Origin of the sequence: Streptomyces sp. NBC_00102, from assembly GCF_026343115.1 — a bacterium.
GTDB lineage: Bacteria > Actinomycetota > Actinomycetes > Streptomycetales > Streptomycetaceae > Streptomyces.
In genome coordinates, this window is the sequence record NZ_JAPEMC010000001.1 from 4096063 (window position 1) to 4112631 (window position 16569).

Sequence of the window (16569 nt, forward strand, 5' to 3'; positions counted from 1 at the left end):
CGTTACCGCACCGACCTCAGCGCCCGGAGCGTGGGCGTACCGTCCTGCTCCGGCCGCCGCCCCGGCTCCCGTACGGACCCCTCGCCGCCTGCGGCTCCCGCGTCGGCGGCCCCGGCACGGGCGGCCCCGGCATGGGCGGCCCCCCGCTCCCGTACGAGACCCGGCAGTCCGGCCAGTCCGGTGAGCGCGTCCACCCGCCAGTCCGCCGAGTCGACCACGTCCGGGTGGTCCGCCCACCAGTGCCCGAACGGGCCCCGCCGCAGGTGTGCGGTCCGCAGGCCGGCGGCCTTGGCGGGGAAGAGGTCCTCGGCGGGGTGGTCGCCGACGTACACCGTGGTGCGCGGGTCGGCGTCCGCCGCCTTCAGTACCTGGGTGAAGAACTCCGGGTCCGGCTTGGCGGCGGCCCACCGGTCCGGGGTGACGACGAGGTCGGCCGGGAGGTCCAGGGCGCTCAACTGCTCGGTGGCACGCGCCGACCGGTTCCCCGCCACGACCACGCGGAGCCCGAGCGAGCGGAGTCCGGCGAGCGCCGGGCGTACGTCCGGGTAGAGGTCCCGCTCGCCGAGGTGCTCGCCGCGCCCCGCCGCCTCCCGGGCCAGCTCGGCCTCCGCGACGTCCATGCCGGGGCGGAGCAGCGCGAGCGCGTCCTCGGCGCTGCCGCCGCCGACGACGGCCGCGCCGACGAGGGCGCTCACCGTGTGCACGGGCACCCCCAGCCAGTCGGCCCAGGACGCCCAGTGGCGGTCGTCGCGTACGAGGGTCTCACCGATGTCGAACACGATCGTTTCCATCACCGTCCCGACCCTACGGGGCGGACCCCGTCGCACCGCGACCATCCGCGCCCGGGCGCGCGGCGCGGGCCGTACGGGTGCACGTACCCGTGAGGAAGTGAACACCTCCGCGCTCCGACCCCGCTCGTATGCTCGAACCATGACCGATGATCAGAGCGGACGCCCCACGACCAACGCCATGCGGCGCGCACTCAAACGGGCACGTGACGGTGTGGCCCTCGACGCGACCGAGGCCGCCGTCCTTCTCCAGGCGCGCGGTGAGGATCTGACGGACCTCGCCGCCTCCGCCGCCCGGGTGCGCGACGCGGGCCTGGAGGCGGCGGGCCGGCCGGGCGTCATCACGTACTCCCGCAAGGTGTTCATCCCCCTCACCCGCCTCTGCCGCGACATCTGTCACTACTGCACCTTCGTCACGGTCCCCGGCAAGCTCCGCCGCGAGGGCCACGGGATGTTCCTCTCGCCCGACGAGGTCCTCGACATCGCCCGCAAGGGTGCGGAGCTCGGTTGCAAGGAAGCGCTCTTCACCCTCGGCGACCGCCCCGAGGACCGCTGGCCCGAGGCGCGGGAGTGGCTGGAGGCCGAGGGGTACGACGACACCCTGGCGTACGTACGCGCCATGGCGATCCGGGTCCTGGAGGAGACGGGCCTGCTCCCGCACCTCAACCCCGGGGTGCTCGGCTGGACCGACCTCCAGCGCCTGAAGCCGGTCGCCCCGTCGATGGGGATGATGCTGGAGACCACCGCGACGCGTCTCTGGTCCGAGAAGGGCGGCCCGCACCACGGCTCCCCGGACAAGGAACCGGCCGTCCGGCTGCGCGTCCTGGAGGACGCCGGCCGCTCCAACGTCCCCTTCACCACCGGCATTCTGATCGGCATCGGCGAGAACTACGAGGAGCGTGCCGACTCCCTCTTCGAGATCCGCCGCACCGCCCGCGCCTACCACGGCATCCAGGAAGTGATCATCCAGAACTTCCGCGCCAAGCCGGACACCGCGATGCGCGCGATGCCCGACGCGGAGCTGGAGGAGCTGGCCGCGACGATCGCCGTGGCCCGGCACATCCTCGGCCCCTCGGCCCGCATCCAGGCCCCGCCGAACCTGGTGGACTCCGAGTACGCCCTGATCGTGGGCGCGGGCATCGACGACTGGGGCGGGGTCTCGCCGCTCACCCCCGACCACGTGAACCCCGAGCGCCCCTGGCCGCACATCGACGAACTCGCCGCCCGCACCGCCGAGTCCGGCTTCTCCCTGCGCGAACGCCTCACCATCTACCCGGAGTTCATCCGGCGCGGCGAGCCGTGGCTCGACCCCCGGCTGCTCCCGCACGTGCGGGCGCTCGCCGACCCGGAGACCGGCATGGCGAAGGAGGGCGCGATCCCGGTCGGCCTGCCCTGGCAGGAGCCGGACGAGGGGTTCGGCGCGAGCGGCCGCACCGACCTGCACCGCACCATCGACACCGAGGGCCGCACCGGCGACCGCCGCGAGGACTTCGACGAGGTGTACGGGGACTGGGAGGCGCTCCGCGAGGCCGCCGCCCCCGGCATGGTCCCGTCCCGCATCGACGCGGACGTGCGCGAAGCGCTCGGCCAGGCCGCCGACGACCCGACGAAGCTCACGGACGCGGCGGCGCTCGCCCTGCTGCACGCCGAGGGCCCGGCGCTCGACGAGCTCTGCCGGATCGCCGACACCCTGCGCCGTGACACGGTCGGCGACGAGGTCACCTACGTCGTCACCCGGAACATCAACTTCACCAACGTCTGCTACACCGGCTGCCGTTTCTGCGCCTTCGCGCAGCGCCGCACCGACGCCGACGCGTACACCCTCTCCCTCGACCAGGTCGCCGACCGGGCCGTCCAGGCGTGGGACGTGGGGGCGGTGGAGGTCTGCATGCAGGGCGGCATCCACCCGGACCTGCCCGGTACCGCGTACTTCGACATCGCGCGGGCCGTGAAGGAACGCGTCCCCGGCATGCACGTGCACGCCTTCTCGCCGATGGAGGTCGTCAACGGGGCCACCCGCACCGGGCTTTCGATCCGCGACTGGCTGACCGCCGCCAAGGAGGCCGGACTCGACTCGATCCCCGGCACGGCGGCGGAGATCCTGGACGACGAGGTCCGCTGGGTCCTCACCAAGGGCAAACTCCCCACCGCCACCTGGCTGGAGGTCGTGAAGACCGCCCACGAGGTCGGCCTGCGCTCCTCCTCGACCATGATGTACGGACATGTGGACCAGCCCCGCCACTGGCTCGGACACCTGCGCACCCTCGCCCGGCTCCAGCAGGAGACGGGCGGGTTCACCGAGTTCGTGACCCTCCCCTTCATCCACACCAACGCCCCGGTCTACCTCGCCGGCATCGCCCGCCCCGGCCCCACCGACCGCGACAACCGGGCCGTCACGGCGATGGCCCGGCTGCTGCTCCACCCGCACATCACCAACATCCAGACCAGCTGGGTGAAGCTCGGCACCGAGGGCGCCGCCGAGATGCTCCGCTCGGGCGCCAACGACCTCGGCGGCACCCTGATGGAGGAGACCATCTCCCGTATGGCGGGGTCGAGTTACGGCTCGTACCGCTCGATCCAGGACCTGGTGGCCATCGCCGAACTGGCCGGCCGCCCGGCGAAGCCGCGCACCACCCTGTACGGAGAGGTCCCGGCCGAACGCGTCGCCGCCGCGACCGCCTCGGACGGCCACCTGCCGGAGCTGCTGCCGGTCCTGCCCGCCTGACCCGGTGCGCGCCGCCGTCTCCGTGCCCCTTCGCCCGCGCGTCGAGGGGCACGGGAGGCGGCCGTGCCGCGCCTCTGTCAGTCGCTCTTCGTCAGGGCCGCGTGCGCGGCGGTGAGGATCTCCTCGGAGAGCGGGGAGCCCTTGGTGGCCCGTGAGAGGACCAGCGCACCGAACAGCGTGCAGAGGCGGGCGATCCCGTCCTGGTCGTCGGTGGCGAGGAAGTCTGCGAAGTCGGCCACCCCCTCGGTGTAGACGCGCCGGGCCTCGGGCCCGCCGCCTTCCCGTGCGATGTCGGTGGCGAGCGCTGCGACCGGGCAACCGCCCGCCGGGTCGTCACGGTGGGCGACAGAGAGATAGGTGTCGATCAGTGCCCGCTGGGTGGCGTCGCGCTGCCCGGCGTGCTGTTCCAGCCCTGCGGCGTGGTGCCCGGCGAGTCCGGCGAAGGCGTGGGCGGTGGCCTCGTCGACGAGCGCCTCCTTGGAGGCGAACTGCTTGTAGAACGCGCCGTGGGTCAGACCGGCCGCCTTCATCAGGTCGGCGACGCTGACCTGCGTGCCCTGCTCCCGGAACAGCCGGGAGGCGGTGTCCACCACCCGGCCGCGGTTCTCCTGTGCCTGTGCCTGCGACACGCGGCCCATGACTGCCTCCCTCTTTGGATGTCGACTGGCATCTATCGTAGGACAGTGTTTAGATTGTGGACGTAATCTAAAGGGGCGGGTGTCCGAGGATGCCCGCGAGGGCGACATGCCCTGGAGCCGGGAGCGGACATGGAACTCAGGAACGCGGTCGCGGTCGTCACCGGTGCCAACCGGGGTCTCGGGCGGCACCTGGCCGCCCAACTCGTGGAGCGCGGCGCGAAGGTGTACGCGGCGGCCCGGCGCCCCGAGCTGATCGACCTGCCCGGCGTCACCCCCTTGCGGCTGGACGTCACGGACCACCTGTCGATCGAGGAGGCGGCCCGCGTCGCGTCCGACGCGACGCTGCTCGTCAACAACGCGGGCGTCCTCACCGGCGCGGCGCTGATCGGCGGCGACCTGGACGAGGTGCGCCGGGAGATGGAGACCAACTTCTTCGGCCCGCTCGCCACGACCCGGGCCTTCGCCCCCGTCATCGAGGGCAACGGCGGTGGCGCCGTGCTCAACGTCCTGTCCGTCCTGTCCTGGACGCACCCGGGCGGCGTCGGCTCCTACGCCGCCTCGAAGGCAGCCGCCTGGGCGCTGACCGGTGCGACCCGGGACGAACTGGCGCCCCGCGGTATCGCCGTCTCGGCGTTGCACGTCGGCTACATGGACACCGACATGGCCTCCGGTGTCCCCGCGGACCGGAAGACCGCCGCCGCCGACGTCGCGGCCCTGGCCCTGCACGGCATCGAGGCGGGACTGCCCGAGATCATCGCCGACGCGGTGACCCGGCAGGTCAAGCAGAGCCTGGCCGTCACGCCGCGGCCGAGCGCCGGCTGAGGCATTCCCGGCCCGAACCCAGCCGTCCCCGCCCTGCACCACACCGCGGCAGGTTGTCCGGGCCGGGCGGGGGCGCGGGCGTGCGCGACAGGTCCGGGCGTGCGCGACGGACTCAGGCGTGCGCCACGGGCTGCGATGCTCCCGGCGTGCCCAGTGCCTTGCCCAGTCGCAGCAGCCCCTCGCGGATCTCGTCGGGGGTGTGGGTCGTGAACGACATCCGCAGGGCGGCCGGGTCCGGCGCGCCCGCGAAGAACGGCGCCCCGGGGACGTACGCCACCTCGTGGGCGATCGCCCTGGGCAGCAGCGCGGTCGCGTCGTGGCCGTCGGGCAGCCTGACCCAGACGAACATCCCGCCGTCCGGCCGGTTCCAGGTGCTGCCCGGCGGGAGGGCGGCGGGCAGGCCGTCGAGCAGGGCGTCCCGGCGCTCGCCGTACGCGGCGCGGACCCGGCCCACGTGGGCGTCGAGGTCGGAGACCTCCAGGTAGCGGGCGGCTGCCGCCTGGTCCACGGCCGAGCAGTGCAGGTCGGCGGCCTGCTTGACGATCACGCAGGCCCGGCGCAGTGCGGCGGGCGCACGGAGATGACCGAGCCGCATGCCCGGGGACATCACCTTCGAGAAGCTGCCCAGCAGCACCGTGCGGTCCGCGGCGGCCTCCAGCGAGGAGATCCACGGCATGTGCTCGCCCTCGTAGCGGAGTTCGCCGTACGGGTCGTCCTCCACGATCCACAGACCGAGCCGCTGGGCCACCTCGGCCACGGCCCTCCGGCGGGCGAGCGGGAGCGTACGCCCGGTCGGATTCTGGAAGTTGGGGATGGTGTAGAGCATCTTGGGCCGTTCGCGCTCGACGAGTTCCGCGAGCGCCACCGGGTCGATGCCGTCGTCGTCGCAGGGCACCGGCACCACCCGCGCCCCCGCGAAGCCGAAGCACTGCAACGCCGCGAGGTACGTGGGGTCTTCGACGAGCACCGTGTCCCCGGGTTCCACCAGTGCCGTCGTCAGGAGCGTCAGCGCCTGCTGCGAACCGGTGGTGACCACCAGGTCCTCCGTCCCGGTCGGCAGGCCGCGCGCCGTGTACCGGGCGGCGACGGCCACCCGCAGCCCCGGATCGCCCTCGGTCACGGAGTACTGGAGGGCCCGCGCCGCGTCCTTCGCCAGCACGTGGTCGTACGCGGCCCGTATCTCCCCGGTGTCGAACAGCTCCGGCGCCGGAAGCCCGCCCGCGAACGAGATCACCTCGGGCCGCGCGGTCAGCGCGAGGATCTCCCGTACGGGCGAGGCGTCGACCGAGGCGGCGCGGGCGGCGAGGGCGGGGGTGTCGGCTCGGGGCGTCATGGCCGCAGCCTACGAGCAACCGCCATGTCTCCAGAAGGCATTGAAGCCGTCGAAGTCGCAGGAGGCGGCCCGTCCGGTGATCACGTCCGGCCGGGGTGTGCACGGGTGGGTGAGAACCCCGGGTCAGGACCGATCGGTACACCGCGGTGCCCAGCGCCGCGCCCCCCAGCAGGGGTCCGCCGCGGTGGGGATCGCGGCCCGCCCGGTGTCGCGGGGCCGCCGCGGGCTCGCGGCCGAGGTGCGGGTGATTGAATTCTTGATTTCCGACCAACGGGATTCAATTGTTGAAATCGATTCCCAAAGGTTTCTCGGCCAAGGCGAAAAACTGACGTTGCCTGTAAAGGTCGGGCAAAGCTATGGTCATTCGCGAAGTGCGGCGCACATTCATCCGCGCTTCATTCGTGGACGAAAATGCCATGACATCCTTGGTGCTTCGTCCGATTATCCGCATTCTGCGTCGCGCGCCAGAATTGCTGTCAGCGAAGACGCATCCCCAGGCGGAGTGCGCCGGGGGGTTCCCCTCCACTGGAGATAATCATGACGTACGGAAATGTCCTGCGGCAGGAGATCAAGGCGTCCGGGACGACGCCGCTCATCGGGATCTACGACATGTATTCCGCGTCCGTCGCGGCCCAGCACTACAACGGATTCTTCGTATCGGGATTCGGTTTTGCTGCGTCGTACTACGGCCTGCCGGACATCGGTTTCATCGCCTGGCCGGACATGGTGGCCTTCGTGGAGCGGCTGCGCGGTGCGTTTCCGCGCCAGCACCTCCTGGTGGACATCGACGACGGCTACGTCGACCCCGAGGTGGCCTGCCACGTGGTGCAGCGTCTGGAGCGCATCGGCGCTTCCGGGGTGATCCTGGAAGACCAGAAGCGGCCCCGCAGGTGCGGCCACGCGGACGGGAAGCAGGTCCTCCCCCTGGAGGAGTACCTGGAGAAGCTGGAACTGGTCCTGGCCAGCCGCACCGACCTCGTCGTGGTGGCACGCACGGACGCGACGGAGGAGGCCGACATCCTGCGCAGGGCGGCGGCCCTCGCCGAGACCGACGCGGACGTGGTCCTGGTGGACGGGGTGCGCAGCGTCGACTGGATCAAGCGCATCCGCCGCGTTGTCGGCGACAAGCCGCTGTTGTTCAACCAGATCGCGGGCGGGAAGTCCCCCCGTCTGTCGCTCACGGAGCTCACGGAGCTCGGTGTGGACGTGGCGATCTACAGCACGCCCTGCCTGTTCGCCGCGCACCGTGCGATGGACACGGCCCTGGCGGAGCTGCAGTTCGCGGACGGTCGGCTGCCCGAGGCGGGCGACACCGGGGAGGTCGGCGTGCGTGAGTCGACCGAGCTGCTGGAGCTCAACATCAGCCGTCATCACGACGTGCGGGAGGCGCTCTCCGCATGACCGTAAGCATCCTTCCGGCCGGGGCGGCCTCTTCCCGCCCCGGCCGAGGGCCGCACCGACGTCCTGCCCTCGGCCGGGGCTCTGCCACCGCGATGGCGCTGGCGGCGGCTCTGCTGGCCGCCGCGGGTTCCCCGGCCGCGGCCGGGGACCTGAACCTGACGCTGATCGACAACTCCGAGGCGGACTCCTGGCTGGAGATCGACCGCACGGCGAACACCAACTCCGGCAGCGGCACTTCGGGCAGCGATCACGACGGCAGCGCGGTGGACCTCATGGACACCCTGATCAACCCCGACAGCACGGACGACGAGGAGGACGGCGGGTGACCGACGCCGGGCGGCAGAAAACCGTCGAGCGCCCGCCCTCGCCCCGTCCCCGCCGCGCGGCGGCGAGAAGCCCACGATCGCCCCGGCTCCGGCGCCGGCCCCGGTTCGTCGATCCCTATGTGGCGGCACTCGTCGGGACCGTGGCGCTGGCCACCCTCCTGCCGGCCGGAGGCGGGGGCGAGGCCGTCGCGCGTACCGCGTCCGACATCGCGATCGTTCTCCTCTTCTTCCTCTACGGCGTGCGGCTCTCCACGAGGGAGACCCTCGCGGGCCTGCGCCGGGTGCGCCTCCACGCGCTGATCCTGCTCTGCACCTTCGTTCTGTTCCCGCTGCTGGGGCTTGTGGCCCTGTGGCTCGCGCCCGGCCTGCTGGGCGGTCAACTCGGTGCCGGCTTCCTGTTTTTGTGCGTCGTACCGTCCACCGTCCAGTCGTCGGTGGCGCTGACCTCCACCGCCCGGGGGGACATCGCCGCGGCCATCTGCGCCGGCACGTACTCCAGCGTGATCGGACTCGCGGCCACCCCGCTGCTCGCCGCGTGGCTGATCGGCTCGGAAGCCGGCCTCTCCGCAGACGGAGCGCTCCGCATCGGCGCCCAGCTGTTCGCCCCGTTCCTTGCCGGGCAACTGCTGCGCCGCAGGCTGGGAGAGTTCGTCAGCCGGAACAAGCGGGTGTTCGGTCCGGTGGACCGCGGGTCCATCCTGCTGGTCGTCTATGTGGCGTTCAGCGCGGGGATGAACCAGGGCGTCTGGGGCCGCGTCACCCCCCTCCGGCTGCTGGAACTCCTGGCCGTCCTGGCGGTGCTGCTCGCGGTGGCCCTGACCTGTACGCGGACCGCCGCCCGGTTCGCCGGGCTGGACCGTCCCTCAGGCATCGCCGTCGTACTCTGCGGATCGCAGAAGAGCCTGGCCAACGGACTGCCCATGGCCGCGGTGCTGTTCGGCGGACAGGCCGCCCTGGCGGTCCTCCCGCTGATGCTCTACCACCAGATGCAATTGATGGTCTGCGCGGTCCTCGCCGCCCGATGGGCACGTGCCGCTCCTGCCGGTCCGACGCCGGAGGTGGCCTCCGCCCCATCTCCGGCGTTTTAGGGCGTGTGTCGAAAGGCCCGCCACCTCGGCCCGCGCCGAGGTGGCGGGGAGCTCATCCGTACACCTGCCGACGACAGCGGTCCTGAGGTCACAGCCCGCCCCCTTGGTTCGGGGGCGGGCTCCCGAGCCTCCGGCGCGAGTCACCGCGCCGAGCGACGGTGGACTTTCGAAATGTCCTAGCATCGGGGACATGCCGTACGAGTGGCTCCGACGGGGAGTTCGCCACGGCGTCCGGTGGTGACCATGGACGCGGGAACAGCGGTCGGGGTCGTGGGAGCGTTCGCGCTGCCACTCCTGACCCAACGGGAATCGCTGGGCCGGTCACTCAAGTTCGTCTTCGCGGCGCTCGCCGGCGCTGCTGTGGCCGCAGGGCTGCTTCTCGGCGAGGCAGCGCTCGGACCGACAGCCTTGGCCGCCGCGTTCTCCTGCGGGATCGTCCTGCAGTCATGGAGGACGGATGCCCTCCTCGACAGCCTGGAACGCGAACGGCGGGGGATCCCGGTCCTGCTGAAGGGCGACGCTTCCACCCGTGGGCTCTTCGACGTCGTCTGCCTGGTCCGCTACCGGGTCCGCATGAGGAAACAGCCGCTCACGGAGAGTGGCGCGAAGCCGGCGCAGTCCTGACGCTGCGGCACATACCGTGTCCCTGCGCCGGGTTGCGACTTTGTGGGCTCGCGCGCACCCCGGCGCGCTGTGTGCATGGTGGCGCCGGTTATTCGAAGTGCCTTTGTCTGGTGCGGTGTTGAGGGTTCTCGCATGCTGAGTGTGTGACCGAACGAGACTTCACCCCGGCTCTCGGCCGTTTCGCGCCCACCCGCCTCTACGACCCGGTGATCGCCGCGCTGACCCGCGAGGGCGCGTGGCGGCGCCTGGTCGTCACCCGGATCGCGCCCGGACCCGATGATGTCGTGGTCGACGTGGGCTGCGGGACGGGATCACTCGCCCTGCTGCTGCACGCGGCGCAGCCCCGGGCCCGGATCGTCGGTGTCGACCCCGACCGTCAGGTGCTGGCCATCGCGCGGCGGAAGGCGGAGGCGGCGGGCGCCGGGGGCGGTACGGGCCCCGAGTGGCGGGAGGGCATGGGAGACACGCTTCCCGAGGCGTTGGGCGGGGCGGGGCGGGGCGGGGCGGGGCGGCCACAGGCCCGGCACCGGGCGCCCGACCGGCACCGGGCGCCCGACCGGCCCGCCGGTAACCTGGGGTTCCATGACCGCACGCACCGCCCCGTCCCGTACGTACCCGATCCCGTCGAGCCCGCTCCGGGTGGCCGCCGCGCAGGCGCAGGCCGTGGCCGGGGACGTGGAGGCCAACACGGCCACCGCCGCCGCCCTGGTCCGCGAGGCCGCCGGGGCGGGGGCGCGGGTGGTCGTCCTCCCGGAGAAGTTCCTCAGCGGGTACGAGCCCGACCTCGTGCGCGCCGAGCCGCTGCGGTGCGCCGTACAGCCGGACGACCCGCGCCTCGCGCCGCTCGCCGACGCCTGCCGGGAGACCGCCACGGTCGCGGTGGTGGGCGCCGCGTTCCACGAGGCCGGGGAGCTGTACGTCTCCGCGCTGGTCATCGGGGCCGACGGCACGCTCGTCACCCGCTACGACAAGCAGTACCTCTTCAAGACCGAGCGCGAGGTCTACCGCCCCGGCGCGGCCGGGTGCACCCTCGACGTGGACGGCTGGCGGCTCGGTCTCGGCATCTGCTACGACTCCGGCTTCCCCGAGCACGCCCGCGCGGCGGCCCTGGACGGCTGCCACGCGTACCTCGTCGGCGCGCTGTTCAGTGTCGGCAACGGTCACCACGAGTCCCGTACGTGGTTCCCCGCGCGCGCCCTGGACAACACCGTCTACACGGTTCTCGCCAACCACATCGGGACCACGGGCGGCTGGAACACCTGCGGGGGCAGCGGCATCTGGGGCCCGGACGGGCATCTGCTGACCGAAGCCGCCGCGGACCGGCCCGAGGTGGTCTTCGCCGACCTCGACCCGGTCGCCCTGACCGCCGCCCGCGCGGCCGAGGGGATGCTGGGCGACCTGCACCGGGTGCTCCCGGCCGAGCGGGCGCGGTACGCGCTGGGTGGCGCCGGGCGCTCGTAGTGCCGCGTCAGCCAGGGTTTGCCCCGTCGCGACGCCCGGCACGCACTCTCGCCGCGCCGGCCGAAAGCCCGAGTACGTCCAGTACGGGGGCTTCCAGCCATCACACCGAGAGTACGCACCTGACGCCGCTCCTCGGCGGGCAAACCCTGGCTGACGCGGCACTAGCACCGCTCAGGCCGCTTCCGGCTGCCCGTCCCCGGCCCGTGCGATATGGCCGGCCAGGAAGGCGAAGGCCAGGGCGAGGACGGACTGTACGGTCACGGCGACGGCGAAACCGTGCGGCAGCCCGGCGGCGGAACCGTCCGCGGCCCCGTCGGCCACGGCGTGGAAGAGGCCGCCCAGCAGTGCCACGCCCAGGCCGAGGCCGAGCTGCTGCAAGGTGGTGAAGAGACCGCCGGCGACACCCGCCGCCCAGGTCGGGGTACGGGAGAGGACCGTGCGCAGGACCGGGCCGTACATCAGGGCCTGGGTGACACCGAGCAGGATCAGGAGCGGCTGAAGGGCCCACGGAGCCCCGCCGTGGGTGCCGTACACGGTGACGGCGAGGACCAGGAGCACCGCCGCCTGCCCGATGGCCGCTCCGGTCATCGTCCAGCGTCCGGTGCGGCGTTCCACGGCCGGCAGGGCGAGGGCGGTGACGATGAACCCCGCGCCGAACCCGAGCAGCAGCACCACGGTGCCCCAGGCGGTCACGCCGAACGCGCCCTGGGCGAGCGCCGAGAACTCGTACAGGAAAGCGCCGTAACCGGTGAAGAACAGCAGGGACATGATCAGGCCCTGCCGCACGGCCGGGGTGCGCAGCACGCTCGGCGGGACGACGGGCAGTTCGCCGCGGCGCTCGGCGGCGCGCTGCGTGCGGGCGAAGACGGTGAGCACCGCGCCGGCCGCGGCCAGCATCGCGAGCACCGGGGCCGGACCGCCCGCGGAGGTGCCGAGGGTCAGGGGCACCACGACCAGGAGCAGGCCGGTGCCGAGGAGCGCGGCCCCGCGCAGGTCGAGCGCGAGCGGTGCCGTCGAGCGCGACTCGGGCACGGTGCGCAGGGCGAGCAGCGCGGTGGCGCCGATCGCCCCGGTGAGTATCTGCACGAGCCGCCAGCCCCAGTGGTCACCGGCGGTCTGGGACACGGCGCCCGCGAGGAGTTGCCCGGCGACGGTCGCGATGCCGCCGACGGCGGCGAAGAGCGTGACGCCCAGCGCCCGCAGCTTCTCGGGCGCCGTGGACTGGATGGTGGAGAGGACCTGCGGGGTGAACAGGCCGGCGGCGACGCCCAGCACGGCGCGCAGGACGACGAGGGTGGCCAGGTTCGGTGCGAGCGCGGCGAGCACGGAGGCCACGCCGAACGCGCCGACCCCGGCCGCGAGCAGCCGCCGCCGTCCGAACCGGTCGCCCAGGCGCCCCGCGACGACGAGGGTCGCGGCGAACGCCGTGGTGTACGCGGAGAGCACGAGCTGACCGCCCGACACGGTCACGCCGAGGTCCGAGGTGATCTGGGGTTCGAGCAGGTTGACCGACCCGAACGTCATGTTCACGGGCAGGAAGGCGACGAGCAGCGCGGCGAGGCCGGCGCCGGTGAGGGCGCGCGCCGGGGCCGGTGCCGCGGTGTGCGGGACGGCTGCGGAGATGGGGGCGGCGACGGGGACGGCCGGAGGTGTGTGCGTGGCGGCGACGGACGGTGCGGTCGTGAGGGTCATGACCAGACTGTGCGCCTCGCGTCATCCTGGTACCAGGAGCCTGTTCATAGGGGTACCAGTACTACCTGGATGGATCGGCCCGCAGGCCCGACACTGGGGTGGTGACCGCTTCCACGCCCGACCGCGATGCCCTCGGAACCTTCCTGCGCGCCCGCCGCGCCCGCGTCACCCCCGGTGAGGTGGGTCTGCCCGCGGGCGGCCGTCGCCGCACACCCGGACTGCGGCGCGAGGAGGTCGCGCAGCTCGCCGGTGTCGGGGTCACCTGGTACACGTGGCTCGAACAGGGGCGGGCCAGGAACGCCTCCGACCAGGTACTCGAAGCGGTGGCGCGGGTACTGCGCCTGGACGCCGCCGAGCGCCGGCACCTGATGGTGCTCGCGGGGCGCGGTACGCCCACCGAACCGGGACCGCCCATGGACCTGCGCCCCGAGCACACCGTCCTCCTGGCCAAGCTGCTGCCGTACCCGGCCGCCGTACAGACCGACTGCTACGACCTGGTCGCCGCCAACCGCACCTACCGGTACCTCTTCGCCGACCTGGACGCGTACCCGGCCGAGGAACGCAACTGCGCCTGGCTGATGTTCACCGAACCGAGCTGGCGCAACAGCCTGCTCGACGAGGAGACCGTCCTGCGTGACATGACCGCGAGGCTCCGCGCCCGCCAGCCCGAACACCGCGACGACCCCCGCTGGAACGCGCTGATCACCCGGCTGCGCCAGGAGTCCCCGGACTTCGTACGGCACTGGGAGTCGTACGAGGTCGGGGCCGACCGCACCCAGCTCCGCCACTACCAGTCCCCGCGCGTCGGCCTCCTCGACGTCCAGTTCCAGAGCCTGTGGCTGGACCGGACGCGGGGCGAGCGGATCATCGTCATGACGCCCGACGACGCCGCCACCGCCCAGCGCCTGGAACGCCTCGACTCGCTGGTCGGCGCCGCACCGGCGTGGACCGCCGGCAGCGCCTACGCCGAGAGCTCGGCCGCGGGGGCCTGAAGGACCCACGCCCGGGGACCGCGTACCGGGCCCGGCGAGACCCGGCGCGGGGGGCTTCGCCGCCGGGGCGTTCAGCGCGGGCCGTTCAGCGCGGGAGCACCCAGCCCGGTACCCAGGTCCCGGCGGCGTCGTGGCCGGGGCTCGTGGCGGCGAGGTGGCCGCGGAGGGTGGCCAGCGCCGGGTGGGGGTTGTCGCGGTGCCAGAGGAGCGAGTGCGGGTAGACGGGCGTCGGGCCGGTCACCGGAATGCGGCGCAGACCGTGCCCGTCGGGCCAGATGAGGCGGCTGTGCTCGCCCATGAAGGTGGCCAGGGCCGGGGTGTCGGCGATCGTGTCGAGGAGGGCGTCGGAGCCGAAGTTGGGGCCGGTCACCTCGATGGTGAGCCCGAACTCGGCGACGAGGTCGTCGTAGTAGGCGCCCCATTCGGTACCGGGGGCGATGCCGGGCATCCAGATCCGGTGCCCGGCGAGCTGGGCGACGGTCACCGACCGGGCGCCCGCCAGCGCGTGGGCGGGGCCGGTGAGGAGCTGGAGGGGCTCGTCGAGCACCCGGACGGACTCGATGTCCTCAGGAAGCGGCCGGCCGGGCGCGGCGACCGCGCGGAAGGACGCGTCGATCGCGCCGGTGCGGAGGGCGGTGACGGCGGTCTCGATATCGAACAGCATCATCACGTCGAGGTCGATCTCGGGGTGTGCGCGGTGGAAGCCGCGCATCAGGGCCGACTGCGCGCTGCGCGAGGTGAGCACGTCGACGCGGAGCGGACGGCGGCCGGGGCGCACGGACGCGCCCGCCCGCTCGGCGACGCGGAGCAGCTCACGCGCGTGGGGCAGGAACGCCTGCCCGTCGATGGTGAGTTCCGTGCCGCGCGGTGCGCGGGTGAACAGCCGCACACCGAGGGCACGCTCCAGCGCGGCGATGCGCTTGGAGACGGCCTGCTGGGTGATCGACAGGTCGTCCGCGGCGTTCCGGAACCTGCCCGTCTCCGCGACGGCGACGAAGGTGCGTACTGCTTCGAGATCCACGCCGACCCACCTTAGTCAACAACCCGTGGTTGTGTGGCTCCTGCGGGCTGGTTGTTTGACCTGCGGTTGTCCTCCCCGCTTACCTCTCTTCAGTCAACGTCGGTTTGTTCGAACGGGGCTTCGAGTGGGGCTTCGAGCGGGGCTTCGGATGGGGCTTCGAGGGGGTGCTGAGCGTGGTGGGCAGGAGAGGGCTGGGCCCTCGGTTCGGCCGGCTGTGGGCTTCGTACGCGGTGAGCGCGTACGGGTCCGGGCTGGGGTTCGGGGCGTTGCCGCTGATCGCCGTGCTGGTGCTGCACGCCGGACCCGCCGAGGTGTCCGCGCTGTCCGCGGTGGGACCCGCGGTGGGTGCGCTGATCGCGGTGCCCCTCGCGCCGTGGGTGGAGTTCCGGCGCAAGCGCCCGGTCATGATCACGATGGACCTGGCCCGGTTCGCGGCCATGGCGACGATCCCCGCCGCCTACGCCCTCGGGCTGCTCGGTTTCGTCCAGTTGCTGGTGGTCTCGGCCGTGGTCGCCGCCGCCAAGATCGCGTTCAACGCGGCCAGTGGCGCGTACCTCAAGGCCCTCGTGCGGCCGGATGACCTGCTCGTCGCCAACGCGCGGTTCGAGTCCACGAACTGGAGCTCCATCGCGGTGGGGCCACCGCTCGGCGGGGCGGCCATCGGCCTGTTCGGGCCGGTCACCACCGTGGTGGCCGACGCGCTCAGCTACCTCCTCTCCGCGCTGGGCATCACCGCGATCCGCGGCCGGGAGGAAGCGCCGCCCGCGACCGGCGGGAGCCCGGTCCGGGCGGGAGCGCTGCTCGACGGCTGGCGCCACCTCATGGGCCACCCCGGCCTGCGGTCGCTCTACCTCAACCAGATGCTCGTCGGCGGCCTGATCATGGCCACCGAACCCCTGCTGGCCGTACTCCTGCTGCGCCAACTCGGCTTCCCGCCCTGGCAGTACGCCCTCGCCTTCGCAGCCCCCTGCCTCGGCGGACTCGTCGGATCGCGGCTGGCCCGCCGGGTCGTGGCCCGCTTCGGCCGGCACCGGGTCTTCCGGACCGTCGGCACTTTGCGCGCCGTCTGGCTGATCGGCCTGGCCTTCGTCGGTCCCGGCGTCGTCGGCCTCGTCACCGTGATCGCCGTCGAGCTGGCGATCATCGTCAACATGAGCCTGTACAGCCCGGTGCTCGCCACCTACCGGCTCGAACACACCCCTCAGCATCTCGTCGCCCGCACCCTGACGGCGTGGTCGATCGGGCAGCAGGCATCCATCGCCGTCCTCACCGCGCTCGCGGGACTGCTCGCCGACCTCACCGGCCCCCGCGCCGCCCTCACCGTCGCGGGACTGCTCATCCTGACCAGCCCGCTCCTGCTTCCCCGACGGGACCAGGCGCCACCGGACCGGACGTCACCGGACCGGACGTCACCGGACCGGACGTCACCGGACCGGACGTCACCGGACCGGACGTCACCGGACCGGACGTCACCGGACGAGCCGGAAGCGTCCCGCAGCCGTTCCTGAGGGAAAACGGGTTGCTCCGACGCCGGACCGGCCCCGAAGATCCGCCCATGACCACGACGACTTCTCCGCTGCCGATGCCCGCCCCCGCCGTCGTACGCGGTCCGGGCCGGCAGCAGCGGTCCGGCGGTCCGGGGAGGCCGACTCCGCACC

Annotated in this window: 15 protein-coding genes and 1 pseudogene; 10 read left to right on the forward strand and 6 right to left on the reverse strand. The window is 72.9% G+C overall.

The annotated features are described in order from the left end of the window. Positions 1–2 precede the first annotated feature (2 nt). The gene (locus tag OHA55_RS18310) at positions 3–791 is read right to left on the reverse strand and encodes an HAD family hydrolase (protein ID WP_266710780.1); all 789 of its coding nucleotides are present in this window, start codon (positions 789–791) and stop codon (positions 3–5) included. 139 nt (positions 792–930) lie between these two features. Here OHA55_RS18310 and OHA55_RS18315 point away from each other — a divergent pair, with 139 nt between their 5' ends. Then, positions 931–3513 (forward strand): bifunctional FO biosynthesis protein CofGH, encoded by a 2583-nt coding sequence (locus OHA55_RS18315; RefSeq protein WP_266707633.1) that lies wholly within the window; start codon positions 931–933, stop codon positions 3511–3513. A gap of 77 nt (positions 3514–3590) precedes the next feature. Here OHA55_RS18315 and OHA55_RS18320 read toward each other — a convergent pair whose 3' ends face one another. Continuing rightward, complete coding sequence (locus tag OHA55_RS18320) at positions 3591–4151, reverse strand: TetR/AcrR family transcriptional regulator (protein WP_266707635.1); 561 nt, start codon at positions 4149–4151, stop codon at positions 3591–3593. A 129-nt stretch (positions 4152–4280) separates the two neighbouring features. On the opposite strand from OHA55_RS18320, the gene OHA55_RS18325 reads away from it, so the two are divergent. Next, entirely contained in the window at positions 4281–4973 is a 693-nt protein-coding gene (locus OHA55_RS18325) for an SDR family oxidoreductase (protein ID WP_266707637.1), read from the forward strand. 112 nt (positions 4974–5085) lie between these two features. Here OHA55_RS18325 and OHA55_RS18330 read toward each other — a convergent pair whose 3' ends face one another. Continuing rightward, positions 5086–6306 carry a PLP-dependent aminotransferase family protein gene (locus OHA55_RS18330; RefSeq protein ID WP_266707639.1) on the reverse strand — a complete coding sequence of 407 codons (1221 nt, stop codon included), beginning with the start codon at positions 6304–6306 and terminating at the stop codon, positions 5086–5088. Positions 6307–6843: 537 nt separating this feature from the next. On the opposite strand from OHA55_RS18330, the gene OHA55_RS18335 reads away from it, so the two are divergent. The 5 genes and pseudogenes from OHA55_RS18335 to OHA55_RS18355 all read left to right on the forward strand — a co-directional run. Then, positions 6844–7707, forward strand: a complete 864-nt coding sequence (locus tag OHA55_RS18335) for an oxaloacetate decarboxylase (RefSeq protein ID WP_266707641.1) — start codon at positions 6844–6846, stop codon at positions 7705–7707. Beyond that, a complete protein-coding gene (locus OHA55_RS18340; protein ID WP_266707643.1) occupies positions 7704–8033 on the forward strand; it encodes a hypothetical protein in 330 nt (109 codons plus the stop codon). The genes OHA55_RS18335 and OHA55_RS18340 overlap by 4 nt, the downstream gene beginning before the upstream one ends. A 119-nt stretch (positions 8034–8152) precedes the next feature. Beyond that, entirely contained in the window at positions 8153–9121 is a 969-nt protein-coding gene (locus OHA55_RS18345) for a bile acid:sodium symporter family protein (RefSeq protein ID WP_266707645.1), read from the forward strand. 243 nt (positions 9122–9364) lie between these two features. Beyond that, the gene (locus OHA55_RS18350; protein WP_266707647.1) at positions 9365–9745 is read left to right on the forward strand and encodes a hypothetical protein; all 381 of its coding nucleotides are present in this window, start codon (positions 9365–9367) and stop codon (positions 9743–9745) included. Between the two features lie 206 nt (positions 9746–9951). Continuing rightward, positions 9952–10149, forward strand: a pseudogene (locus OHA55_RS18355) (methyltransferase domain-containing protein); the annotation flags it as partial. Here OHA55_RS18355 and OHA55_RS18360 read toward each other — a convergent pair. Beyond that, a complete protein-coding gene (locus OHA55_RS18360) occupies positions 10057–10329 on the reverse strand; it encodes a hypothetical protein (RefSeq protein ID WP_266707649.1) in 273 nt (90 codons plus the stop codon). The pseudogene OHA55_RS18355 and the gene OHA55_RS18360 sit on opposite strands and share 93 nt — an antisense overlap. Here OHA55_RS18360 and OHA55_RS18365 point away from each other — a divergent pair. Then, positions 10328–11206: a carbon-nitrogen hydrolase family protein gene (locus OHA55_RS18365; protein ID WP_266707651.1), complete on the forward strand. Its 879-nt coding sequence runs from the start codon at positions 10328–10330 to the stop codon at positions 11204–11206. The genes OHA55_RS18360 and OHA55_RS18365 overlap by 2 nt on opposite strands. A gap of 171 nt (positions 11207–11377) precedes the next feature. Here the strand turns inward: OHA55_RS18365 and OHA55_RS18370 are convergent, their stop codons facing one another. Beyond that, entirely contained in the window at positions 11378–12898 is a 1521-nt protein-coding gene (locus OHA55_RS18370) for an MFS transporter (RefSeq protein ID WP_266707653.1), read from the reverse strand. A 101-nt stretch (positions 12899–12999) separates the two neighbouring features. Here OHA55_RS18370 and OHA55_RS18375 point away from each other — a divergent pair, with 101 nt between their 5' ends. Further along, positions 13000–13890, forward strand: coding sequence for a helix-turn-helix transcriptional regulator (locus OHA55_RS18375; RefSeq protein ID WP_266707655.1), 891 nt, complete (start codon positions 13000–13002; stop codon positions 13888–13890). Between the two features lie 85 nt (positions 13891–13975). Here the strand turns inward: OHA55_RS18375 and OHA55_RS18380 are convergent, their stop codons facing one another. Beyond that, the gene (locus OHA55_RS18380; protein ID WP_266707657.1) at positions 13976–14911 is read right to left on the reverse strand and encodes a LysR family transcriptional regulator; all 936 of its coding nucleotides are present in this window, start codon (positions 14909–14911) and stop codon (positions 13976–13978) included. A gap of 173 nt (positions 14912–15084) precedes the next feature. Here OHA55_RS18380 and OHA55_RS18385 point away from each other — a divergent pair, with 173 nt between their 5' ends. Next, positions 15085–16419: an MFS transporter gene (locus tag OHA55_RS18385; protein WP_266710782.1), complete on the forward strand. Its 1335-nt coding sequence runs from the start codon at positions 15085–15087 to the stop codon at positions 16417–16419. The last annotated feature ends 150 nt before the right edge of the window (positions 16420–16569 follow it).